The sequence below is a fragment of the Paenibacillus sp. FSL H8-0315 genome, assembly GCF_038005365.1.
GTDB classification, from domain to species: Bacteria; Bacillota; Bacilli; order Paenibacillales; family Paenibacillaceae; genus Paenibacillus_AQ; species Paenibacillus_AQ odorifer.
In genome coordinates this window covers 3,024,153-3,046,633 of record NZ_JBBOTA010000001.1, presented here as the reverse complement: position 1 = coordinate 3,046,633, position 22,481 = coordinate 3,024,153, and the positions used below count along the sequence as shown (strand labels likewise).

General features: G+C 48.0%; 20 protein-coding genes. 15 read left to right on the top strand and 5 right to left on the bottom strand.

The features are described from left to right. The first annotated feature begins 47 nt into the window (after window positions 1–47). Together MHB56_RS13215 and MHB56_RS13210 are read left to right on the top strand one after the other, a co-directional pair. Complete coding sequence (locus MHB56_RS13215; RefSeq protein WP_038573732.1) at window positions 48–722, top strand: response regulator transcription factor; 675 nt, start codon at window positions 48–50, stop codon at window positions 720–722. Continuing rightward, complete coding sequence (locus MHB56_RS13210) at window positions 719–2,083, top strand: sensor histidine kinase (protein ID WP_038573730.1); 1,365 nt, start codon at window positions 719–721, stop codon at window positions 2,081–2,083. The genes MHB56_RS13215 and MHB56_RS13210 overlap by 4 nt, the downstream gene beginning before the upstream one ends. Before the next feature lie 206 nt (window positions 2,084–2,289). On the opposite strand, the gene MHB56_RS13205 is transcribed toward MHB56_RS13210, so the two are convergent. The 3 genes from MHB56_RS13205 to MHB56_RS13195 form a co-directional block, all read right to left on the bottom strand. Then, the gene (locus MHB56_RS13205) at window positions 2,290–3,111 is read right to left on the bottom strand and encodes a class I SAM-dependent methyltransferase (protein ID WP_076181960.1); all 822 of its coding nucleotides are present in this window, start codon (window positions 3,109–3,111) and stop codon (window positions 2,290–2,292) included. 157 nt (window positions 3,112–3,268) lie between these two features. Then, window positions 3,269–4,120 carry a 1,4-dihydroxy-6-naphthoate synthase gene (locus MHB56_RS13200; protein ID WP_076181962.1) on the bottom strand — a complete coding sequence of 284 codons (852 nt, stop codon included), beginning with the start codon at window positions 4,118–4,120 and terminating at the stop codon, window positions 3,269–3,271. After that, entirely contained in the window at window positions 4,120–4,815 is a 696-nt protein-coding gene (locus MHB56_RS13195; RefSeq protein WP_248548943.1) for a futalosine hydrolase, read from the bottom strand. Before MHB56_RS13195 ends, MHB56_RS13200 begins: the two co-directional genes overlap by 1 nt. A gap of 281 nt (window positions 4,816–5,096) precedes the next feature. Here MHB56_RS13195 and MHB56_RS13190 point away from each other — a divergent pair, with 281 nt between their 5' ends. From MHB56_RS13190 to mprF, 8 genes are all read left to right on the top strand, one after another. Beyond that, window positions 5,097–5,567 carry a MarR family winged helix-turn-helix transcriptional regulator gene (locus MHB56_RS13190; RefSeq protein WP_076124049.1) on the top strand — a complete coding sequence of 157 codons (471 nt, stop codon included), beginning with the start codon at window positions 5,097–5,099 and terminating at the stop codon, window positions 5,565–5,567. 196 nt (window positions 5,568–5,763) lie between these two features. Next, window positions 5,764–6,612: a KPN_02809 family neutral zinc metallopeptidase gene (gene ypfJ / locus MHB56_RS13185; protein ID WP_340921189.1), complete on the top strand. Its 849-nt coding sequence runs from the start codon at window positions 5,764–5,766 to the stop codon at window positions 6,610–6,612. A 115-nt stretch (window positions 6,613–6,727) separates the two neighbouring features. Further along, on the top strand, window positions 6,728–7,129 hold the full coding sequence (locus tag MHB56_RS13180; protein WP_036682076.1) for a DoxX family protein: 402 nt from the start codon (window positions 6,728–6,730) through the stop codon (window positions 7,127–7,129). A gap of 17 nt (window positions 7,130–7,146) precedes the next feature. Then, window positions 7,147–8,097, top strand: a complete 951-nt coding sequence (locus MHB56_RS13175) for a ring-cleaving dioxygenase (protein ID WP_340011562.1) — start codon at window positions 7,147–7,149, stop codon at window positions 8,095–8,097. Next, complete coding sequence (locus tag MHB56_RS13170; RefSeq protein WP_076124044.1) at window positions 8,094–8,714, top strand: alpha/beta hydrolase; 621 nt, start codon at window positions 8,094–8,096, stop codon at window positions 8,712–8,714. The genes MHB56_RS13175 and MHB56_RS13170 overlap by 4 nt, the downstream gene beginning before the upstream one ends. A 163-nt stretch (window positions 8,715–8,877) precedes the next feature. Then, window positions 8,878–10,101: a multidrug effflux MFS transporter gene (locus MHB56_RS13165; RefSeq protein WP_341143653.1), complete on the top strand. Its 1,224-nt coding sequence runs from the start codon at window positions 8,878–8,880 to the stop codon at window positions 10,099–10,101. 115 nt (window positions 10,102–10,216) lie between these two features. After that, window positions 10,217–10,567: a FlxA-like family protein gene (locus tag MHB56_RS13160; RefSeq protein ID WP_076099710.1), complete on the top strand. Its 351-nt coding sequence runs from the start codon at window positions 10,217–10,219 to the stop codon at window positions 10,565–10,567. Window positions 10,568–10,934: 367 nt separating this feature from the next. Beyond that, the gene (gene mprF, locus MHB56_RS13155; protein ID WP_312149350.1) at window positions 10,935–13,601 is read left to right on the top strand and encodes a bifunctional lysylphosphatidylglycerol flippase/synthetase MprF; all 2,667 of its coding nucleotides are present in this window, start codon (window positions 10,935–10,937) and stop codon (window positions 13,599–13,601) included. A 48-nt stretch (window positions 13,602–13,649) separates the two neighbouring features. On the opposite strand, the gene MHB56_RS13150 is transcribed toward mprF, so the two are convergent. Then, the gene (locus MHB56_RS13150) at window positions 13,650–15,122 is read right to left on the bottom strand and encodes an alpha-amylase (RefSeq protein WP_076191713.1); all 1,473 of its coding nucleotides are present in this window, start codon (window positions 15,120–15,122) and stop codon (window positions 13,650–13,652) included. Between the two features lie 141 nt (window positions 15,123–15,263). Beyond that, entirely contained in the window at window positions 15,264–16,856 is a 1,593-nt protein-coding gene (locus MHB56_RS13145; RefSeq protein WP_076303564.1) for a histidine kinase N-terminal 7TM domain-containing diguanylate cyclase, read from the bottom strand. Window positions 16,857–17,137: 281 nt separating this feature from the next. Here MHB56_RS13145 and MHB56_RS13140 point away from each other — a divergent pair, with 281 nt between their 5' ends. The 5 genes from MHB56_RS13140 to MHB56_RS13120 all read left to right on the top strand — a co-directional run bounded on the left by MHB56_RS13140 (window position 17,138) and on the right by MHB56_RS13120 (window position 22,457). After that, on the top strand, window positions 17,138–17,920 hold the full coding sequence (locus MHB56_RS13140) for an ABC transporter ATP-binding protein (RefSeq protein ID WP_036682061.1): 783 nt from the start codon (window positions 17,138–17,140) through the stop codon (window positions 17,918–17,920). A 2-nt stretch (window positions 17,921–17,922) separates the two neighbouring features. Then, entirely contained in the window at window positions 17,923–18,735 is an 813-nt protein-coding gene (locus tag MHB56_RS13135) for an ABC transporter permease (RefSeq protein ID WP_076191718.1), read from the top strand. Further along, complete coding sequence (locus tag MHB56_RS13130; protein WP_081391780.1) at window positions 18,735–19,652, top strand: ABC transporter permease; 918 nt, start codon at window positions 18,735–18,737, stop codon at window positions 19,650–19,652. The genes MHB56_RS13135 and MHB56_RS13130 overlap by 1 nt, the downstream gene beginning before the upstream one ends. Before the next feature lie 136 nt (window positions 19,653–19,788). Continuing rightward, window positions 19,789–20,889 carry an ABC transporter substrate-binding protein gene (locus tag MHB56_RS13125; protein ID WP_076124036.1) on the top strand — a complete coding sequence of 367 codons (1,101 nt, stop codon included), beginning with the start codon at window positions 19,789–19,791 and terminating at the stop codon, window positions 20,887–20,889. Between the two features lie 104 nt (window positions 20,890–20,993). After that, window positions 20,994–22,457: a CoA-acylating methylmalonate-semialdehyde dehydrogenase gene (locus MHB56_RS13120; protein ID WP_076124034.1), complete on the top strand. Its 1,464-nt coding sequence runs from the start codon at window positions 20,994–20,996 to the stop codon at window positions 22,455–22,457. Window positions 22,458–22,481: the final 24 nt, after the last annotated feature.

Genomic DNA, 22,481 nt, shown 5'->3' with positions numbered 1-22,481 from the left:
TAATATAGTATAATAGTAAGAATGGACAACAGGAAAAGAGGAAACGAATGCCTACTATACTGGTTGCTGACGACGATGCGAACATTCGCGAACTTGTCTGTTTATTTCTCCGCAACGACGGATTCGAAACAGTTGAAGCTGTGGATGGCAAGGAAGCGCTCGCCGTATATGCTGGAACACATGTCGATCTTGTCGTGCTGGATATTATGATGCCAAATATGGATGGTTGGATGCTTTGTAAGGAGCTCCGCAGAGCTAATCCTGATCTTCCATTACTTATATTGACTGCCAGAGGCGAAACCTGGGAGAAAGTGAAGGGCTTCGAATTAGGCACGGACGATTATTTAACTAAACCGTTCGATCCGTTAGAGCTGACGGTTCGTGTTAGGTCATTGCTGAAACGATATCGGATTGGCTCCACGCAGATGATCCAAATTGGCAATGTCATCCTTGATCGGCAGACCTATAAGGTGATGAAAGGTACGGAGTCATTTCCCTTACCCCTTAAGGAGTTCGAGTTGCTGTACAAGCTTGCTGGAACCCCTGGACAAGTATATACGCGCGAGCAGTTGATCGATCAAATTTGGGGAATTGATTATGCTGGAGATGATCGGACGATTGACGTGCATATCAAACGCCTGCGTGAACGGTTTGCGACTACTCCTGATTTTCGTATTGAGACGGTGCGTGGACTTGGCTACAGGCTTGAGGTGCATGAATGATCAGATCTATATATACACGCGTTGTTCTGACCTTCCTAGCCTCCGTAATCGGGGGCACAATCATTGCTTTGTTTGTGGCAACTTGGGTATTTGAAGACAAACTGAAAGAGAACATGCGAATTCCCTTATTGCATTTTGGACAGGATATAGTCAAAATTTACGAAACCTTTCCATTACGTGAAGCCAACTCTTTCGTAAGTGGAATGAAGCAGCTTGATTCCTACTATATCCGAATATTCGATGAAGCGGGTAAATTCCAATCTTACGGACTTAATGGGCACAAGCCGGTCCCTGTAACTATGGAAGAAATAAAAAAAGTTCTCGCAGGAGAAGTTTATCAACCTCATAACAGGAATACTTCTGCGCTTCTCCTAGGCTTGCAGTTGAGAACGGAAGACGGCACCAAAGCGATGTTTGTGGAGACGCTTAATCCCCCTTCCGTCACTGCCAGAAGGAATTTGATATTAAATTTCTTGCTCTATTCATTGATAGCTGGAAGCCTCTTGATTCTGGTAGCTGCAATGTTCTTAGTCAGACCGATCAAGAAGCTAACCAAAGCGACCAGAAGAATAGCAGCTGGTGATTTTAACGTCGAGCTGAATATTAAGCAAACCGGTGAGCTAGGTACCTTGGCTCGCAGCTTTGAAGAAATGATGCACGATCTGCAGCAGCTTGAGCAGATGCGTAAGGAGTTTGTATCCAATGTGTCGCATGAGGTCCAGTCTCCGCTCACCTCAATATCTGGGTATGCGATTGCGCTCAAGCGAGTAGATCTTGCAGAACAAGAGCGAAATCGTTATCTGGATATTATTATCGCTGAAGCAGAACGGATGTCTAAAATGAGTGACAGCCTGCTGAAGCTGAGTTTATTAGAATCGCAGTCCCAGCAGCTACGGCTAACTACATTCAATCTGGACGAACAGATAAGAAGAGTAATCGTAGCGATTCAGCCGCAATGGTCAGCTCGTAACATCAGCTTCGACCTTGATCTGAAGCCTATTATCCTACTGGCTGATTATGACCTGTTAAGTCAGGTATGGACCAATCTCCTTGGCAACAGCATCAAGTTTTCTAAGGATAACAGTGTAATTAACGTCAGCCTCAAACAAGATATCAACAACGTGACCGTTCGGGTAACAGACACTGGCATCGGGATTTCACTTGAGGATCAGCAACGTATATTTGAACGGTTCTTTAAGGCTGATCGATCCCACAGCCGTAAATATGGTGGCAGCGGGATGGGACTTGCCATTGTTAAACAGATCGTAACGCTTCATAAAGGGGATATCCGCGTGGAAAGCGAACCCGGCCAAGGAACGACCATCGTTGTCACCCTCCCAATTATAGCGCCGACAGAGTAATTAGCTTCCAGGCGGTGCCTTGCGAGGGCTTGAATGCACCCGCATTCTTCATAAAACATAAAGTGCGTAACCTGTTGCTGAAAGTATTAGGAGCAATAGTGATCGTGGAGAACCTCAGGGTTCATGGAAGAAGTTAAATAAAAAAGAAGAAAACGCTCCGAACTCCTCATATGAGGGGGCGGGGCGTTTTTGGTTGCGATCGAAGATTATTTGATGCCGATTCTCATTCGGTAGCTGATTAGAACCTCTAATGTTCTGCCTTTAAAATGCTGTTCAACTGCGGCGGTGTAATCGGCGATGTCTTGCTCAAGCAAGGTAGCGTCTAGTTTCATTACGGTTTGCACTCCCCCTTGACTTAGGGTTAAACCAATATATCGCTGGGCATCGCAGGACTCTAGGTTGTGGAATACGATTTCTCTGGCAAAAGAGAAGGCCCCACTAGCTTTGATCCGTGACAAATGACCTTCTTTGTCCCATTTATGTGCTCTCTCCTCATTAGGTAAAAGCGAAGCCAGCAATTCTTCTGTTTTGGAGATCAGCTGGTTGTATCGTTCTTCTACATTTTGCTGAAGAGATAAAGGCCAATCGCAATCGTAGGCGGCAAAGACTCCGCCTTTTTTTAAGACCCGGGAGATTTCTTGCAGTGTACTTTCAGGATCCATCCAGTGGAATGATTGCGAGCAGGTAACTATGTCTACACTATCTGATGCAAGCGGAAGCTGGTTAGAGTAGCCTTGCACAAAAGTAATTGATTGGGGTTCTTCTAATCTGCTAAGTTTATCGATTGCTTTTCCCAACATATCTGGATTGGGTTCGATACCGATTACGCGTTCTGCGACATCGTTCCAGAGAAAAGTAGACAAACCCGTACCGCAGCCTATATCTGCGACGAGTGAAGGGGTGGTACCTAGGTAATCTGTTAGCAATTTGATAATCATCTCAGGGGCTTCGGGACGGTAGCGGTCATATTCATTTTGAAAGCCCAAAAAGCGGTCGATGTTTTGTTTGCTGTTTTTTTCAGGTATCATGTGATCCTCCCTCATAGATCATGTTTATAGGTCTATTGTATAATCACTGGTTCGATAAGCCAAATAATGTCTGGCTGGAAGGCTACGCAGAATAAATAAAATCCCCGGAGAACACCTTATAGGTGTGGCCGGGGATTGTTAAACTATCTGGTAAATGCTAAAGAAGCAGTGCTGGATCGATTGCAGGCACAAGTCCTTCTGCCGCAGCACGATTAAGCAGGGCAGAGATTGCGGCATAGCCGTCATCACCCAGATTCATCGAGAAGTCATTCACGTAGAGATCGATGTGGGATTTAGCCACTTCAGGAGCCAACTCTTGAGCATGGCTAAGCACATAGTCTCTGGAATCCGTTGGATGATCCCACGCATACTGAAGAGAGCTGCGAATCCAGCTGGTGATAGCATCGGCATCTAAATCACGGCGGGCAATGATAGCGCCGAGAGGAATGGGCAGTCCGGTATCGCTTTCCCACCAGCTGCCTAGATCAGTCAGCATATTAAGACCATAAGAGGCGTAAGTGAAGCGGGCTTCGTGAATTACCAGCCCTGCATCGATATGGCCATCCCGTACGGCAGGCATAATCTCATCGAAAGGCATTACGACTATTTCGCCGATGCCTCCAGTTACATTTTGTGCTGCCCATAATCGGAAAAGCAAATAAGCCGTAGAGCGTTCGCTAGGTACAGCAATCCGGCGTCCGGCTAGCTTTTCTGGGCGTTTGACCGCATGGGGTCCACTTGCTGTAAGCAGCAGCGGGCCGCAGCCGCGTCCTAAAGCACCGCCGCATGGCAGCAGTTTGTACCGCTCCAGAACCCAAGGCAGAGCAGCGTAGGAGATTTTGAGGACTTCTGGTCCTTCTCCGTCAGCAGCCAGCGTATTGGTAATATCAATGTCGGCATAGGTTACATTCAGCTTAGGTGCATTCGGGACAAGCCCGTGCGCCCAGGCATGAAATACAAAGGTATCGTTAGGGCAAGGGGAAAAAGCGATATTAAGCTCAGTTGTCATTACAGCACCTCCAGTAATATAGCGGCTGCCGCCGTTAATGCTTCCATTGCATCACCGATCTTCCAAGCGGCCCGGTCGCGGGGACCGACCGGGTTCGAGATGGCGCGGAGCTCCAGTACCGGGAGCCCCAGCGCCTGGGCGGCCACGGCGACTCCGTGGCCTTCCATCGCTTCCGCGACGGCATGGGGATGCCGCGCGAGATGGGCGGCGGCCGTCTCCGCGGTGCCGGTCGCCGTCGAGACCGTAAGCACGATGCCCGTGCTTACGGGTAACCCGGCCGCAGCCAGCGCGGCCGAAACCGCTTGCACCGTGCCGCGGTCAGCCGGCACGGACACGCTGCCGAAGCCGAGCTCGGCAGCGCTGCGGAAGCCCTCCGGCGTCTCGGCCCCGAGGTCGGCGGCAATCATCTCGCTGGCTACAACCAGCGAGCCTAAAGGCGCCAGCCCCGGGAATCCGCCGCCGATCCCGACGCTCAATACGCAGCCGTAAGAACCGGCTGCGAGTGCCGCGGCGGATCCCGCCGCCGCCGCTGCCGGCCCTGCGCCGGCAGCGATAACATGGAACCTGTCGCTGCCTTGCAGGCCGCGCAGGACCGCGTCACGCTCCGCGTCTACGGCTGTCACGATCAGCACGCGTCGTGCTCCAGCCTGCCCCTCCATAGCTTCTTCGGTAGGGGTTGGATTGAACGAACTCATCAGGTCGCCTCCTTTAGGGTATTGAAATCGCTTACTAAAGAGTCATTCGTAAAGACAAGAATACGCCCTTTTATAGGTCAGGTCAAACTTGGGGTGATTTTTATCACTCCCTGTAAAGTGTCAAAGGAAAACTTACCGGTCTCTAGACGGAAGTGACTTTTTTAGCGATGAGGTTGACAAGGAGGATGGGAAGTCGTATAGTTATCTTAACTTAAAGATATTTAACGTAAAGACAAATAAATGGATTGGATACAAGTTTGATTGAAGTGGAGGTGGAATTGATGAGTGATAAACAAATAAATCTGCGTAATACAGAGAGTGCACCTGACGAAGAACAAGCCGCCTCACTGAAATTGTTCGTAGTCTTATCTAAGGCTTATAAAAGCCTAATGGATCATGCGGTGAAGGATATGAAGAGTTATGGCTTGGCTTCGGCTGAATTCATGGTGCTTGAAGTACTTTACCATAGAACGCGGATTCCGCTGCAACAGATTGGGGAGAAAATTCTCGTTACGAGCGGAAGCATTACCTATAATATCGACAAGTTGGAGAAAAAGGGACTGCTGAAACGTGTACCCTGTAGCGAGGATCGCCGCGTTACTTATGCGGAGATTACGGATGCAGGCCGTGAACTGTTTGATGAGATTTTCCCTCGTCATGTAGCCTCAATTCATGATTTGATGGGTGGATTAGATAAGGAAGAGAAAGTCCAGGCTATCGAATTAATGAAAAAGCTTGGCAAAGGTGTATAGGCGCTGCGAACATGACGAATAACTAGACGCTTCTATAAGGTTGGAAGTAGTTCGGCTCCATCCTCATTCTCCCAACTCCAGTAAGTATAAGTGAAACCCTGCTTTTTTGGGTATATCACTAATAAGATATTTAACTTAACGAAGCCAGGTAGCCATGTACTTAAGATTACCTGATATTTCGACTGGGGGCTTGGCCATGAAATGGCGGGGAAGAAGAGGGAGTTCGAACGTGGAGGACCGCAGAGGCATGAGCGGCGGCGGCAAGATGATTGGTGGCGGGATCGGAGGAATTATCCTTGTCCTGGTCATCACGTTACTCAGTGGAGGCAATGCCGGGGATATCCTGGGAAGTTTGACTTCCACAGGCTCCAGTTCAACGGCCCCTTATGAACAGACCGCAGAGGAGCAAGAGCTTGCGGAGTTTGTATCGGTAGTTCTTGCCGACACAGAGGAGGTTTGGGGTGAGATTTTTCAGCAGCAGGGAATGACCTATACGGACCCCACTTTAGTGCTATACAGTGGGAGTGTAGACTCTGCTTGCGGAACAGCCACCTCGGCAGTTGGTCCCTTCTACTGTCCGGGTGACGCCAAACTATATATTGATCTGAGCTTTTATGATGAGTTGCAGCAACGCTTCCACGCGCCGGGCGACTTCGCCATGGCTTATGTCATTGCCCATGAGGTTGGACATCATGTACAGACATTACTAGGCACCTCGAAACAGCTTGATTCCCTTCGCCAGACGTTGAGTGAGAAGGAGTACAACAAATATCAGGTTCGTTTTGAGCTGCAGGCTGATTATTTCGCCGGTGTCTGGGCCAATCATGCTCAGGGTATGAATCTGCTGGAGGAAGGCGACTTAGAGGAAGCTCTGGCAGCTGCAAGCGCCGTCGGCGATGATACGATTCAGAAGCAAGCTCAGGGCTATGCAGTGCCGGATAGTTTCACTCACGGTACCTCAGAGCAGAGAAAGCGCTGGTTCTACAAAGGTTTTAACTCGGGTACGATTAAGGGCGGCGATACGTTTAACGCCTCCGAGTTGTAGATAGAAGAGGGAAGAGGAGAGCAGCCCATAGGTTATTCCGGTTCGCCGGGCGCTCTTTTTTACCCAATATCTTAACATTAAGATAATTAAATCAAAGGAATAGGGGAAGGTAAAAATGATAAGTGTAGGACTGTTATTAATGAGATTGGTGATTGGGCTTGCTTTTATAGGACATGGCGCACAAAAGCTATTTGGATGGTTCGGAGGATACGGTCCGAAGGGTACGGGAGGCTGGATGGAGTCCATCGGAATCAAACCGGGTGTGACTATGGCGATTTTAGCAGGGATTATGGAACTGGTGGGCGGATTTATGTTCGCGGCAGGACTGTTAACGCCTGTTGCAGCGGTGTTAATCGCTGCCACGATGCTGGGGGCAATCGTTAAGGTTCATGCTCCAAATGGTTTCTGGTCCACTTCGAACGGAATTGAGTTTCCACTCACGGTTTTGGTATTTGCGGTAGGTGTGGCGCTTACGGGACCAGGTTCGATTTCTCTAGATGCATTGTTTTTTAACTAAGAAGGGAGTTTATAATAATGACACTTCAAACTGCAGGAATACATCATATTACAGCTTTTGTCGGAGACGCTCAGCGCAATGTTGATTTCTACGCCGGGATTCTGGGCCTACGGCTCGTGAAAAAAACGATTAATTATGATGCTCCAGAGGTCTATCATTTATACTTTGGGAATGAGCAGGGTTCGCCGGGAACGATTATTACATTTTTCCCTTCGCCTGTAGGGCGTAGAGGCAGAATAGGCAGTGGTCAAGTTGGCGTAACGATCTACGCAGTGCCGGTCGGTGCTCTGCAATTCTGGGAACAACGCCTTGCTGAATACGGAATTTCGGTTACAAAAGGAAGTCGGATCTCGGAACCCTATTTATCTTTTGCCGATTACGACGGTCTGCGGATTGAACTGGTGGAACGTGAGGAAGGCCCGCTCAGTAAGTGGTCCTTTGGTGGGATTCCTACTAAATACGCGATCAAAGGTTTTGGCGGGGCTGTGCTGTATAGCAGCAATCCGTTGCAAACAGCCGAGACACTTGTTCATACGCTGGGTATGGAACATATTGCTGACGGAGATGGATATACTCGCTATAGAACCAATGGGGAGCTAGGTAATATTATTGATTTGAAGACATCACCCGTTCCGCTCGGAGCGGGAGGTGCAGGGACAGTTCATCACATCGCGTGGCGGGCAAAGGATGATGCAGAGCAACTGGAATGGTCGCGCCATGTACAGAGTCATGGGCATAGACCTACACCCGTTCAAGACCGTCAGTATTTTAATGCGATCTATTTCCGTGAAAGAGGAGGAATCCTGTTCGAAATCGCTACAGATCCTCCAGGTTTTGCCCGTGATGAAGCCCCAGATGCGTTGGGTGAAAAGTTGATGCTGCCGTCCTGGTTTGAGCCGCATCGCGCGGCCATCGAAGAAAACTTAACGCCTATTCAAGTAAGAGAAATTGAGGTGAAGCAGGGATGATTCATGTATTCCGTAAAGGTAAAGATATAACTAAACCTACATTAGTGTTGTTTCATGGCACAGGTGGTAATGAGCAGGATTTGCTGCCGCTGGCTGAGATGTTATCCCCAGATTCATCGGTGCTAGGTATACGGGGCAATGTGCTGGAGAATGGCATGCCACGATTCTTCCGTCGGCTGGCAGAAGGAGTGTTCGATGAAGCGGACTTAGTTTTCCGTACCCATGAGATTAAGCAGTTTCTGGATGAGGCGGCAGAGAAATACGGGTTTGATGCCAACAATCTGGTAGCGGTTGGTTACTCTAACGGTGCAAACATTGCTGGTAGCCTTCTGTTTCATTATAAGGACATTTTCCGCGCGGCAGTGCTGTTGCATCCGATGGTGCCATTACGCAATGTGGAGCTTCCTTCTCTAGAAGGGGTGTCTATCTTTATTGGGGCAGGTACGAATGATCCGCTAATAACATCTACGGAAACTCAGGAGCTAGAGGGGATTCTGCAGAAAGCAGGCGCTGAGGTTACAACCCATTGGGGCAATCAAGGTCACCGCTTGAGTATGGCGGAAGCCGAAGCCGCCAAAGATTGGCTACAGGGGTTTAGCACATCTCAAAATGCATAAAACAATTAGGATAACCGCCTTTTGGCGGTTATTTTTAAGTTATTAGCCCCGAATGAGGCCTTATAAAAGGATTGATCATTTGAGTTCCTTTACGTTAGTATGAAGAATACAAAAAAGGCCCCCGGGTTGCTTTAGAAAGGTTGACGTAAGGATCATGATTGGAATGCAAAATACTAATAAACTTGCTGTAGATGGACCCTCAAGGAAGCAGAGATTGCAACTTGCTGTTATTCTGGGCTCCATTACAACCATTGGGCCGTTGTCGATTGACATGTATTTGCCAGCACTGCCTACACTTGTTGACGATTTCGGTACGACAGCTGCTTTGGTGCAGCTAAGTCTCACCTTCTTTTTATTGGGACTGGCCTCGGGTCAGTTAGTAGCTGGACCACTGAGTGATGTATATGGACGTCGCCGTCCACTGCTTATAGGGATGTTCATCTATGCCGTTTCCTCAGTGCTATGTGCTTTTAGTCCTTCGATTGGACTTTTAATTGTTTTGCGGTTTATTCAAGGTCTTGCTGGTTCAGTGGGTGTAGTTGTCTCTAGGGCGGCTGTGCGTGATCTGTACAGTGGCTCTGAACTAACGAAATTTTTCTCTTTATTGATGATTGTTAATGGTCTGGGTCCGATTTTGGCTCCAGTCATTGGAGGCCAGCTCTTAAGAGTGACTACATGGCAGGGGATATTCCTCGTATTATTTGCTGCCGGAATTATTTTTTGCTTAACGATTCTCCTGCGCTTGCCTGAGACATTGCCGAAGGAGCGGCGCTCCAAGAGTGGGTTGAAGGGTACTTTGCTTACCTTTAAGGTGTTACTTGGCAACCGCAAGTTTATGGGTTATGCCTTGTCCCAAGGTTTTGTTACAGCGTCTATGTTCGCTTATATCTCTGGGTCATCTTTTGTTTTGCAAAATATTTTTGCGGTTACTCCGCAGGTATATAGCTTGATCTTTGCTGTGAACGGGATTGGGATTATTATTACAGGTCAAATTGCCGGCAGACTTGCTGGTAAGGTGAGTGAGACGAAGCTACTGCTTAGCGGGTTGCTGCTCTGTACAATGGGGGGCGTCTTGCTGCTGCTTACGATCCTGATAGGGGGAGGGCTGATCCCTATTCTAATCTGTCTGTTCGCTGTTGTCTCCAGTGTGGGGATTGTCGGCGCAACCAGCTTCTCACTTGCAATGCAGGACCAAGGAGAAGCCGCAGGCAGCGCTTCGGCCTTGATAGGGCTGATCCCGTTGCTGCTTGGTAGCTGTGTAGCACCGCTTGTGGGTCTTGGAGGCGTAGATTCAGCCCTTCCAATGGCGATTGTGATTGCCTGTACGGGTGTTCTCTCTATTCTGTCTTATCTTCTGTTGGTCAAACGGTGGAATTCCAATTATTGACAGGTTATCCTTATAACCTTGAAAGAGAGCAATACTTTCAGCAAACTTTCAGCGGGTTTTAACGTTCCTTATCTGCAAAAGGATTATATTGGAGGTAAGGAAGGGAGGGATGATTATGAGTATATCCGCAGTCTCAGGTTCTACATCGTATACTACCTCGACGTCTAGTACTACAGATACCAGCGCGCTCGAGAAACAAAAAGCGAAGCTGGAAGCCGAATTGGACAAGATTGATGCCAGCTCGGATGACGCGAAGACCAAAGAAACGAAAACGAAACAAATTGAGCAGCAGATCAAGCAAATCGAGGCACAAATTTCCCAGAAGTCGCAGAGCAGTGCTTCCGCTGCAAGCAGTAGTGCAGAAGCACCTGCCAAACCTGCAAACAACGCGCTTGCTGCGGCAAGCCCGCAAGAAATCGCTACCGCAACAACGAATAGCCAAGGCAGATTTGATATTCGTGTATAAACCATACTAAGTCGTGTTACATAACAAAAAGGGCATCCTTTGCCGTGAGGGATGTCCTTTTTGTTATGTATTTTTAAGTTTAGACTACAATTTAAATGTTCTTTTATCACATTGTTGGCCAATACTAGAAAGATACCCCTAAAATAAAGTTCCGTCATATTGATCTGTCCAGCTTCGTAATATATTAACTATGCTTATCCTCATTTCCCAAAAAATCTTTAACTGTTGCAGGGGTTAGGGATTTGCTGGCAGTCTAATAGAGTAGGTGTTGATTATCACGGGTCTTCTATTCCAAGAATTGCTATAATGGACTAGTTGTAAAAATTGTCTAGCACAACGTGTGTCAGCGGTAAAGGCAGGTGGGCTCATGCATTCAAAGCAACAGACATTAGAAAGATTCAAAATTGTAAGACTGATCTTATCTATCTATCGGATCCGGGCGGTCAGAGCTCTTTTTCCAGTGGCTATCATAGCGTTCGTATACTGGGAGGGGCAACATGAGCTGAAGCAGGTTCATTTAGGACTTATAATGCGTGAACTAAGGCGAGTACCTACGTCTGCTATTTTGCAAATGATTGGTTTTGCACTTCTTTCCGTAGCTGTGATGAGTGCTTATGATTATTTGATTCGGGCCCATTTTCGTTTAAAAGTAGGGCTGTGGAGTACCTTTCGGTATGCATGGATTGCTAATACATTTAATAACTTGATTGGGTTTGCAGGTCTGGCTGGAGTTGGTTTAAGGACGCTGCTGTATAAAAAAAGCGGAGTGCCGACCTCCGTGCTAACGCCCGCCATTGTATTTCTTTCGCCGCTTATGATTACCGGGTTATCACTACTTTCATGGGCGAATATCTTTGGTTTACTCCCGGCAACGGCTTTGCTGGAAGAACATCGCTGGCTGGTATTTGCAGTATGGGGTATGGCGCTTTATTTGCCGGTTTTTGTGTTTGTGCAGCGCTCATCGCTTTATGCGAAATGGATTAACCGGGGAAAAGGCAGAACATCATGGCTTACAGTCGTTAACTCCGTCGGTGCTTCCTTTCTGGAATGGAGCTTTGCTGGCGTGACGTTTTGGACCATCAGCAGCCATCTCTTGGATGAGGTCCATTTTATAGCTATCTTTGGTATATTTACGATTGCTGCTATTGCCGGAATCTTGAGTATGGCACCCGGCGGTATCGGTGCATTTGACCTTATCGCCTTGCTCGGGCTGACACAGCTTGGCTACCAGACCGATAAGGCGATGGCGGTGCTTGTCATCTTTCGATTGTTTTATTATGTCATTCCTTGGTTGATTGGATTGGTGCTGGCTGCACTGGAAATTGGTCTGCAAGGAAAAAAGGATCAAGATCGTTCAGTTCCAGGGTTCGAACCCTCTCTTAACAAATGGCAGAAGATCTGGGGCTGGCCGGGTCAGTATACCTTTCTGAGCGATCTTGGGATGTGGGCTCTTGGTAAGCTGGTACTAGCTAGCGGGCTTATTCTCTTACTATCTGCAGCAGTACCCGGATTGCTGTATAGGTTGAAGATTACGGAGGAAATATTGCCGTTTCCGGTAATGCAGCTTTCTCATCATCTGTCTGTACTTATTGGTTTTATGCTGATTTTATTGTCGCGGGGCATTACATTGCGGGTCCATAGTGCATATGTATGGACTAGCATACTTCTGTTTATTGGATCATTGTTTGCAGTCACTAAGGGTTTTGATTATGAAGAGGCGCTTTTGCTACTTATAGTAGCGCTTATTCTTTGGATATCCAGATCGCGGTTTTATCGGATTAGTGCGCCAATCAGCAGACAGAGCGCGATCCGGTGGTTTGCCCTCACTTCAGTAATTGCACTAAGCTACTATCTGATGGGCTGTTATGTACATCGTGGATTTCTGAAGCATCTGCCTCCGGGAGTACAGCCTGAATGGTTGCAGCGATATAGTCATGTTGCATTTACGGCAGTGGGAGGATTGGTCTTGTCTTGGGTACTGCTCATAATGTGGGTAAACCTCAGGCCCCATCATAAGGAGAACGAGCTGTTCGGGACCTTGGATGTAGCTAAGCTGAAACATTTTCTAGATGGAGTTCGAGGCAATACCTTAACTCATACGTTGTTTTTGGGTGATAAGGGCTTCTTCTGGGCTCAGAACGATAAAGTGCTGCTCGCTTTCGCCAGAGTTAGGGATAAACTCGTTGTGCTGGGTGATCCGCTGGGAGAGAGCAGCTTAATAAGTGAAGCCATCAGTGAATTTAGACAAGCTGCAGATCAGTATGGTCTGGTTGTAGTTTTCTATCAAGCTTCACCTGCTTTTTTATCGGTCTATCAGGAGCAGGGCTATCGCTTTTTTAAGCTGGGTGAAGAGGCAGTGATAAGCCTTGATAACTTTGCACTCAGTGATCTGAAGAATGGTGATCTGCAAAGGGTAAGCGATCGTTTTGAACGGGAAGGCATGATTGTTGAAATTACAGAAGCGCCGCATGCTGATAGTTTGCTGAGAGATCTGCGAACGATTTCGGACGAGTGGTTGAATGGCCGAGCGGAAAAGGGTTATTCGTTAGGGTGGTTTAAGGTCGAGTATCTGCAACGGGCTCCCATTGTGGTGCTGCGGAACACCAAAGGTACAATACTGGCATTTGCTTCTATTGCCCCAGGGTATGATCAAGGATTGACCCTGTCCGTAGATTTGTTGCGCCAGCGGAAGAATGTGCCAAACGGGACGGTAGATTATTTATTGGTTTGTATGCTGGAATGGGCGAAGTCCAAGGGGTATCGGCGATTTAATCTAGGCAACACTCCTCTATCATCCAGTGGGGGTCAGGACCCCGGAGCTCTGAAGGAGGAGAAGCTGGCTCATCAAGTGTTTAATAGAGGTGGGCATGGGCATGGTTACGGTTTTGCCAGATTGCGTCGTTACAAGGAAAAGTTCAATCCAGAGTGGGAGCCGCGTTACTTAGCTTATCCAGCGTCCCTAACATTACCCGTCTTAACGCTGGATCTGGTGAGGCTTGTATCCCGCCATCCGGAGCATAAAACGAATAACTAAAAAAAGGTGCCCAACGCCAAATGGCGTTGGGCACCTTTTTAATCAGGTTTACTTCTTGTCAGCTTCTGCATCTGGCAAAGCCCAGACGGAGACGCTGCCGCCATTGACCGGGAAGGTCGCCCAACCATCTTTTTCAATGGTTATGGTGGCTTTATGGTTATGGGTGAAATCCACCCATGCTTCACCGGCGCGATGTTCTCCTACGAACATTCTCTTCTGGCCATTCTCACCATTACTGATCACAACCGCACAACCGGAGTGTTCAATATCCTCCACGCCGAGCCGTGTCCAGCCAATCGTGTTAGGATGATCGAAATAATCCTTCTGTTCACCATAAGCTTTGTGATAGCGGGTATACAGCAGAGGGTCAATCGCATCTTTTTTACCTGCTACAGGTGTTGGTCCTTCGATCCCATAATAATCCCCGTAAAAGACCACAGGATATCCATCCCGTCGCAGCAGGATAAGCGCGTAAGCACTTTGCTTGAACCAATCATCTACCCAGGATTCCAGGGCTTCGTGAGGCTGAGAATCATGATTGTCAACGAAGGTTACAGCATTGGTGGGATGAGTCTGCACCAGTGTGTCATCAAGAATTTTAGTCAGATCATAGTTTCTGCCCTCCAAAGAAGCTGAATGCAACTTGTAGTGAAGGGATACATCGAAGAGGTCAATTTTATAATCGACGGTATTCAGAAATTGTCGACAGGACTCTAAGTCGGAATTCCAGAATTCACCGACGATATAGAAATCCTTCTCGCATTTATTAAACATCTCTACCGCGAATTCTTTAACAAACTCATGGTTGATATGTTTGATGGCGTCCAAGCGGAAGCCGCTGCAGTGGAGGGTGTCCACCAGCCATTTTCCCCATTGGATCATTTCTTTTTTGACTTCCGGATGGCTGTAATCAATATTAGCGAACATTAGATAATCATAGTTTCCGAACTCGTCGTCAACATTCTGATTCCACGCTTTATTCTCGCCTACTATACGGAATACGCCGGTTCGCTCTTCTTTGGCGTCAAAGTCAGTGCCGTTAAAATGATTGTGATTCCACTTAAAGGCAGAGTGTTCATTCCCGCGGCCAGGGAAGGTGAATTTTGTCCAGCCCTCAATCTCGAAAGGTTTCGAAATTTCTTTCATCCGATCATTGGGGTCGACCTCGATGACCTGGAATACTTCCTTTTCATCCGCGCCAGCCTTATGATTCATCACCAAATCAACGTAAACGGCGATGCCATTCTTTTGACATTCCGAAATTGCGTTGATCAGTGCTTGTTTGGTGCCATATTTGGTGCGTACCGTACCTTTTTGGTCATATTCGCCCAGATCGTATAGATCATACACGCCATAGCCTGTATCGTCAGCGGAGACGGCCTTTGTCACAGGAGGTACCCAAACAGAATCAATGCCTACGGCTTTTAGCGCGGGTGCAGTTTCTTTTAAGCGATCCCAGTGTTTCCCGTCCGCAGCAACATGCCATTCAAAAAACTGCATCATTGTATGGTTCCTCATTATTTCTTACGCCTCCATATCCCATCAAGCAAATTTTACTCTCAACACTCTGATTAGTTTTTCAGATAACTCTTATTAAACTTAAAAACAGACTATGAAAAATAAGGCCAGTTGTTGAATGCGCAGGAAGGGACATGATTGTCATTAAACAGGCTTGAAAAGAATGATTTCTGACCTTTGGGAGAGATGCACAGCGTTGCGTCCATTCCGTTTGGAGCTATACAGAGCATGGTCGGCTTCAGATAGCAGTTCTTCTAGAGTGGCCTCTGGATTTAGGGCCTCCACAACTCCAAAGCTTGCGGTCACATTAATGGGCCCGATGACGGTATATAAGGTGCTTTGTTCAATATCCGCGCGGATATTTTCGCAGAGCAATGCTGCTTGCTTCAGTGACGTCTCTGGCAGACAGATCACAAATTCCTCACCACCATAACGGCCAAAGAGATCTCCCTCCCGCAGATGTCTGCTGCACACCTGGACAATATGCTGTAGAGCTTGATCTCCATATTGATGCCCATAGCGGTCATTAATGCTCTTGAAGAAGTCCACATCCAGCAAAATCATAGATAATGAGCTTCGCAGGCTGGCAGCCCGGGCAAGCAATGCTTGACTCAGCTCCAAAAAATAGGAGCGGTTATAGATACCCGTTAGGCTGTCCATCGTAGCCAATTGACGCAGCTTCTCCTGAAGCAGTATTCGTTCAGTCACGTCAATCAGCATGATCATCTGTCCTGCTATGTGCCCTTCTTGTTTCTGTACCGGAGAGGAGCGGATTTGATAATAGCAGATCTCCTCTGCTTTGTTCCAAGCCACTTCCCGTTCTTCGCGCAACAGTGGCTCGGCATCCATCACATAGGACAAGGCATCTTTGCCTGCGTTAAGAAACAATTGTGCTAGCGGTTTGCCAATCGATGAGGAGTTGAGCCCCTCTATCATATTCGCGGCTGCACGATTGTAATCGACGAGCATGTCCGAGCGGTCGGTGACAAGCACTCCCTCCCGCATGCTCTCGAACAGATTCTCACGAGCAATAGGTGCAGCCGTTAACATGCCCCGGGATAAAATAGCCCAAATATATAGGGAGGAGGTTAGGCTCATAATGATCGGGACGGGATCCATTCCGTAAGGAGTCAAGCCTATCAGATACAAAAAAGCGCCGAGGGTTGGAAGGCTTAACCCGATTATTATTGTGATGATCTGCCTGCGGTATACCCTTTTCATCCTGTTCCACTGCCATATCATGAGGCAAATGGCTGCCAGCAGACAGCCGAAAGTAAAGCTGCCGTGAACGATATACCAAGGTCCCATCACAACATCAACGAGTGGGGTGGGCGTATTTTCCCGTAAATAAATGGATTTATAGAAGAGATGATGGTAATCATTGGTCCAGACCAGCAGCGTTGTAATGAATGGAATGATAAATAACGCCGCCCGTATGCCTTTTTTAAACAGCGTCTCCAGCCCAACGAAATGGATCACCATGATTAGACTAGCCGGCGCAATAAAGGGCATCCCCAGATATTCTAACTTAATCCAGAAGCTGATTTCCTCCAGAGTTTTCCCCGATAATTCTAATGCGAAACCGAAGGTGTAAATAGCAGAGGTAAAGGAGCTTATAACAAAAGCCCTGATTCCTAAGAAATCAGTTTTTTTATAATAGGCGAAAAGGGCTAGTAAGACACTCAGCACACCTGATATAGCAACAATTACAATATAATTCGAGATTATAGATCCCATGGGTCTATTGTCACCTACCGAGGAAAGATATGGATAAATATTACCACATATCTGCGGATATAAAAAAAATACTTCGGGTTTGTGGTCAAAAAAATGTCTCCTAGACAAAATGACGCAATTTAACAGGAGCTATTTTACTAATTGTCTAGTGAGAGTCCAGTGAGCAGCGTGTAACATGTTAGTTAATACTACACGCAACAGAAGTTTTCTTTATTTTATCTAAATAGCGTCAGTTTATATAACATTATAAACATGGCTTATTTTGAAAAGGGGGGCTGAGGATGTCATCACTAGCGACAAATATTCCTGAGATTCAGCTGGAGAATGTTGAAATGCGTTATCGGACAGAAGCTGCGGAAGTGCTTGCCCTGCATCAGGTGAGTCTTGATATTGCAAAAGGGGAGTTCGTCTCCCTGCTCGGACCTTCCGGATGTGGCAAAACGACGCTGCTTAGACTGATGGCCGATCTCATAGCACCAACAGGCGGGAACATTGTGGTAGCTGGGAAAAGTGCCAGAGAAGCCAGGCTGGCGCAAAAATATGGCATTGTTTTTCAAAGTCCAGTGTTATACGACTGGCGAAAAGTGAAGCATAACATCACATTGCCACTGGAGCTGATGGGGGTAAAGAAGTCAATCCGTGAGGAAAAGGCGATGGAGCTTCTTGATCTGGTGGGGCTGCAGAGCTTTGCGGATAAATATCCGTGGCAGCTCAGCGGCGGGATGCAGCAGCGTGTAGCGATTGCCAGAGCGCTATCGATGGAGCCGGAAATTCTGCTCATGGATGAGCCGTTCTCTGCGCTGGATGAATTTACGCGTGAGCGATTGAATGAAGAGTTATTGTCTGTCTGGAGTAAAGTGCAGAACACAATTGTCTTTGTAACTCATAGTATTCCTGAATCTATATTCCTCTCTGACCGGGTGTTTGTCCTTTCCCCGCATCCAGGTCGCTTGTCCGCTGTGGTCGAAATTCCTCTGCCACGTCCGCGAACGGCGGAAATGAGAAATAGCCCAGAGTTTTTCGAACTGATCGCACGTATTCGCGACAGCTTCGAAGGGGTGTAGTGATGAAAGGGGGCAGTATCTTTGTGCGAGGCCGTCTGCTGCCGTTGTTCGTCTGGATTTTTGGCCTGCTGCTAGTCTGGGAAGGGACTTCCTGGATGCTGCTCCATGTGGTGGAGACGCCGTTGGCACAGTCCAAGCTGCCATATGTTCATGAGGTGTTAGCTACCTTATGGCAGTATGGAGACACGCTCTTGAAGGAGGGGGCTGCGACCTTCGGTAATGCTGGTGTTGGCTTCCTGATTGGAGCGGTAGCTGGTGCCTCATTGGCGGTGTTGATGAGCTTGTCGAAGACAATAGAGCAATTAACTTTTCCTTATGCTATTGCCTCGCAGATGATTCCGATTCTGGGGTTGGCACCCATCATCTACGGGATTGTGCGCGATGAGCAGACCTCGCGGATTATTATTTCGGGATATATCACCTTTTTCCCGGTGGCTCTGAACATGCTGCGCGGCTTGCGGAGTGTAGATCCATCAGCGCTCGAATTGATGCATTCTTACGCGGCGAAACCTTGGGCGGTCTATTGGAAACTCAGATTCCCGGCGGCTTTGCCGGGTTTGTTCGGTGGGCTTAAGATAGCTGCCCCACTTGCTGTGACTGGAGCTATTCTGGTGGAGCTTATGGGTGCCCAGCATGGCATTGGTGTAATTATGCTGCGCAATCTCTATTATGGAAGCTCTCACACCTATATGTTCTGGTCTACGGTGATTGTGGGTGCCTTGCTGGGAATCGTAAGCTACTGGTTAATCAGTCTGATAGAACGCCTGGTAACGCCTTGGCAGCCTGAATATCGTCCGAAAGGAGGCAGCCGCTAATGGAAACTAACTCCGTTCGGGAGACCACGTTTATAGGCTCTACTGGTAAAGAAATGGCTCAGCCGGCGCTAACGGCTACACCAAAGAATGCTGTAGCCGTTCCGAAACCTGCGGAAGCTACGGCGAGTCGCGGCGGCTCACGAATGCTGAAGAGGATATTTAGCGCAGGGGTACTGCTGCCTGTACTGGCAGGTCTGTTATTTCTTGCACTATGGGAATTTCAATTTTTTCATAAGATCTTTGATCTGAAAAAATATCAACTCCCGCTGCCTACAGCCATCGCCGAAACCATGCGAGATAATTTCAGCTTGTTGCTGTCCTATACCGGATACACTCTTGCTGAAGCTGTGCTGGGAATGTTGGCTGGTTCTGCTATCGGCTTCCTGATCGCTTTAGTCGCGACAGCTTGGCCGCGCTGGGGGAGTGGAAGCTTGACGCTGGTTGCCGCCCTAAATGCTGTGCCTATCGTCGCCCTCGCGCCCATCATGAATTTGTGGTTTGGAGATGGGATAGGCTCACGAATTGCCATAGTAACAGCAACTACAATGGCAGCGATGGCGATCAACGCCTATAAAGGTATGGCGGCGATTGATCCATTGGCGCTGGATCTGATGCATTCCTATGCGGCAGGTAAACCGGCAGTGTTCCGTTATCTGCGGATTCAGAGCAGTTTGCCCTATGTATTTACAGCACTCAAGATTAATGCTACTGCCAGTATGATTGGCGCCATTGTTGGGGAATTCTTTTTCTCCTCAAAAGGGCTTGGATATCTGCTATCCAATTCCATTAAAGTTGCCAAAATGCCACTGGGGTGGTCCTGTATTGTGTTGGCTGCAATTGCAGGCGTGCTCTTCTATTTAGTGGTTGAGCGGCTGGAGAAAGTATTCATTAAGTGGCATCCTTCGCAGCGTACTTAATCTTCCCCTCATTACATCCGGCCATAGTGGGAATGGAAAAGAGAAACCGCCCACGGCTGTATGCATAAACGCACCACGATGATTGTCCATACTGTGCTTGTTACAAACTTAAATTACGATAGGGGGAGTTCGATTGATGAACGGGAAAAAACGCAAATTTCGTGGTGGTTTGTTGGCAATCGTGATGATGTTGAGTGTTTCTTTAATGGCGGGTTGCGGTGGCAACAATAATAACTCGGCAGCTGAAGCTACGACTGCCCCTGAAGCTTCAGCAGCTCCTGACGCAAGTGCTGCTACTGAACCGGCTGCTGATCCAGTTACAGTGAAGCTACAGCTGAAATGGGTGCCGCAGGCACAATTCGCTGGGTATTTTGTGGCGCAGGATAAAGGATATTACAAGGAAGAAGGCTTGGATGTAGAAATTCTGCCGGGTGGGCCTGATATCGTTCCGGAACAGCAAGTGGCAGGTGGCTCCGCAGATATCGGTGTGGGTTGGGTAGCCAGCTTGCTGCCGAGTCTTGAAGAGGGAATGCCGCTGGTGCAGATCGCGCAAATCTATCAAAAGAGCGGGTTGGTCCTGGTCTCCAAAAAAACTGCTGGCATTAACTCAGCCGCTGATCTTAAGGGTAAAAAAGTCGGCAACTGGATGGGTGGCAACGAATTTGAACTATTAGCGTTATTCGATAAATATAAGTTCGATCCGAATAAGGACCTAAGCTTTACGAAGCAAGGGTTCACGATGGATCAGTTCTTGGGCGATCAGATCGATGCGGCCTCAGCGATGACTTATAACGAGTACCAAGTGGTGTTGGAGTCAGGTATTAAGGCTGAGGATCTGAACGTCATCGACATGAATACAGAAGGCGTTGCGATGCTTGAGGATAACTTGTTCGCGAATAAGGAATGGCTTGCGGAGAATAAAGAGACTGCAGCAAAGTTTGTACGTGCCTCCCTGAAGGGCTGGAAAGATGCAATTGCTGATCCTGCAACTGCCGTGGACAGTGTGATGAAGCAAGCGGAAGACGGCAGTACGACGAAGGAACATCAGCTGACAATGATGACTGAGGTTGCCAAGCTGATTCTGCCTGAAGGCTTTGACAGTGCCAAGATGGGATATACCGATGCGGCGGCGTTCCAGCAAACCGCTGATATTTCGCTTAAATTTGGTGTCATTAAAGAACCGGTTAAGGTAGATGAGGCTTATACGAACGAAATCGTAGAAATGGCGGCAAAATAACTAACTGAGCTTAATGTTATAGTGGATGGCCGCCTGATCTGGCGGTCATCTATTATAATCAGCAGTCCATCAGTGCATCTGAAACAGAGAAAGGGGTGCGAGCTATGTCTCTCCTAGTAACGCAGGCTGAAAGAGTTAAGAATTATGTGAATGGAGCTTGGGTAGAATCGTCGTCCGGGCGAGATGAAGAGGTTTATAATCCGGCGACAGGTGAAGTGATTGCTTATGTGCCCATTTCTAGTAAGGAAGAGCTGGGTGCAGCGGTAGAAGCGGCTGCGGCAGCATTTCAAGCGTGGAAAAGGGTCGCTGTGCCGCGTCGTGCCCGCTATTTTTTTCAATATCAACAGCTGCTGGTAAAGCATTGGCATGAGCTGGCCGAGCTGGTTACGCTGGAGAATGGCAAAAGTCTGGAAGAGGCGCAAGGTGAGGTGCAGCGTGGAATTGAGTGTGTGGAATTTGCCGCAGGCATCCCCACGTTGATGATGGGCAGTCAGCTTCCGGACATTGCTACCGGTATTGAATCCGGGATGTACCGTTATCCATTGGGGGTGATCGGGGGGATTGCCCCGTTTAATTTTCCGATGATGGTTCCTTGTTGGATGTTTCCGCTTGCCATCGCTTGTGGAAATACCTTTGTGCTGAAGCCTTCTGAACGGACGCCGCTGCTTGTTAATCGATTGGCAGAGTTATTTGCCGAAGCGGGCTTTCCTCCAGGTGTACTGAATGTGATACATGGGGCGCACGAGGTTGTGAATGGGATGCTGGAGCATGATGAAGTGAAGGCGATTTCGTTCGTGGGTTCGCAGCCGGTTGCGGAATATGTATATAAGACAGGGACGGCGCAGGGAAAACGGGTGCAGGCGCTAGCTGGAGCCAAGAATCACTCGATTGTGCTGCCTGATGCGGAGTTGGACAATGCGGTCAAAAATATCATTGCGGCTTCCTTTGGTTCGGCAGGTGAGCGTTGTATGGCGTGCTCGGTTGTGGTGGTTCATGAGGATATCGCTGACGAGCTAGTGGGTCGTCTGGCTGCGGCTGCGGATGAACTTAAGATTGGTAATGGCGCCGATGACGGGGTGTTTTTGGGTCCGGTAATTCGCCAGTCGAATAAGGAGAAGACGCTTTATTACATTGAGACTGGTGAAGCTGAGGCAGCCAAGCTTGTGAGAGATGGGCGGAAGGATGCTGCTACAGGTGGTGCGGGTTATTTTATCGGGCCGACGATATTTGATCATGTACAGCCGGGAATGACTATCTGGAAGGATGAAATTTTTGCGCCGGTATTGTCTGTGATTCGTGTGAAAAGTCTGAGTGAAGCGATTGCGGTAACGAATCAATCCCCATTCGCGAATGGGGCGTGTATTTATACAGATAGCGCAAAGGCGATCCGTGAATTTCGGGAAGAAATTGATGCAGGGATGTTGGGTGTGAATCTGGGTGTGCCTGCCCCCATGGCATTTTTCCCCTTCTCGGGTTATAAGAAATCGTTCTATGGAGACCTGCATGCCAATGGGCGTGATGGGGTGGAGTTCTATACGCGTAAAAAGATGATCACTGCCCGTTATTAGAGAAAATGAGCTGCTGAGAGGAGA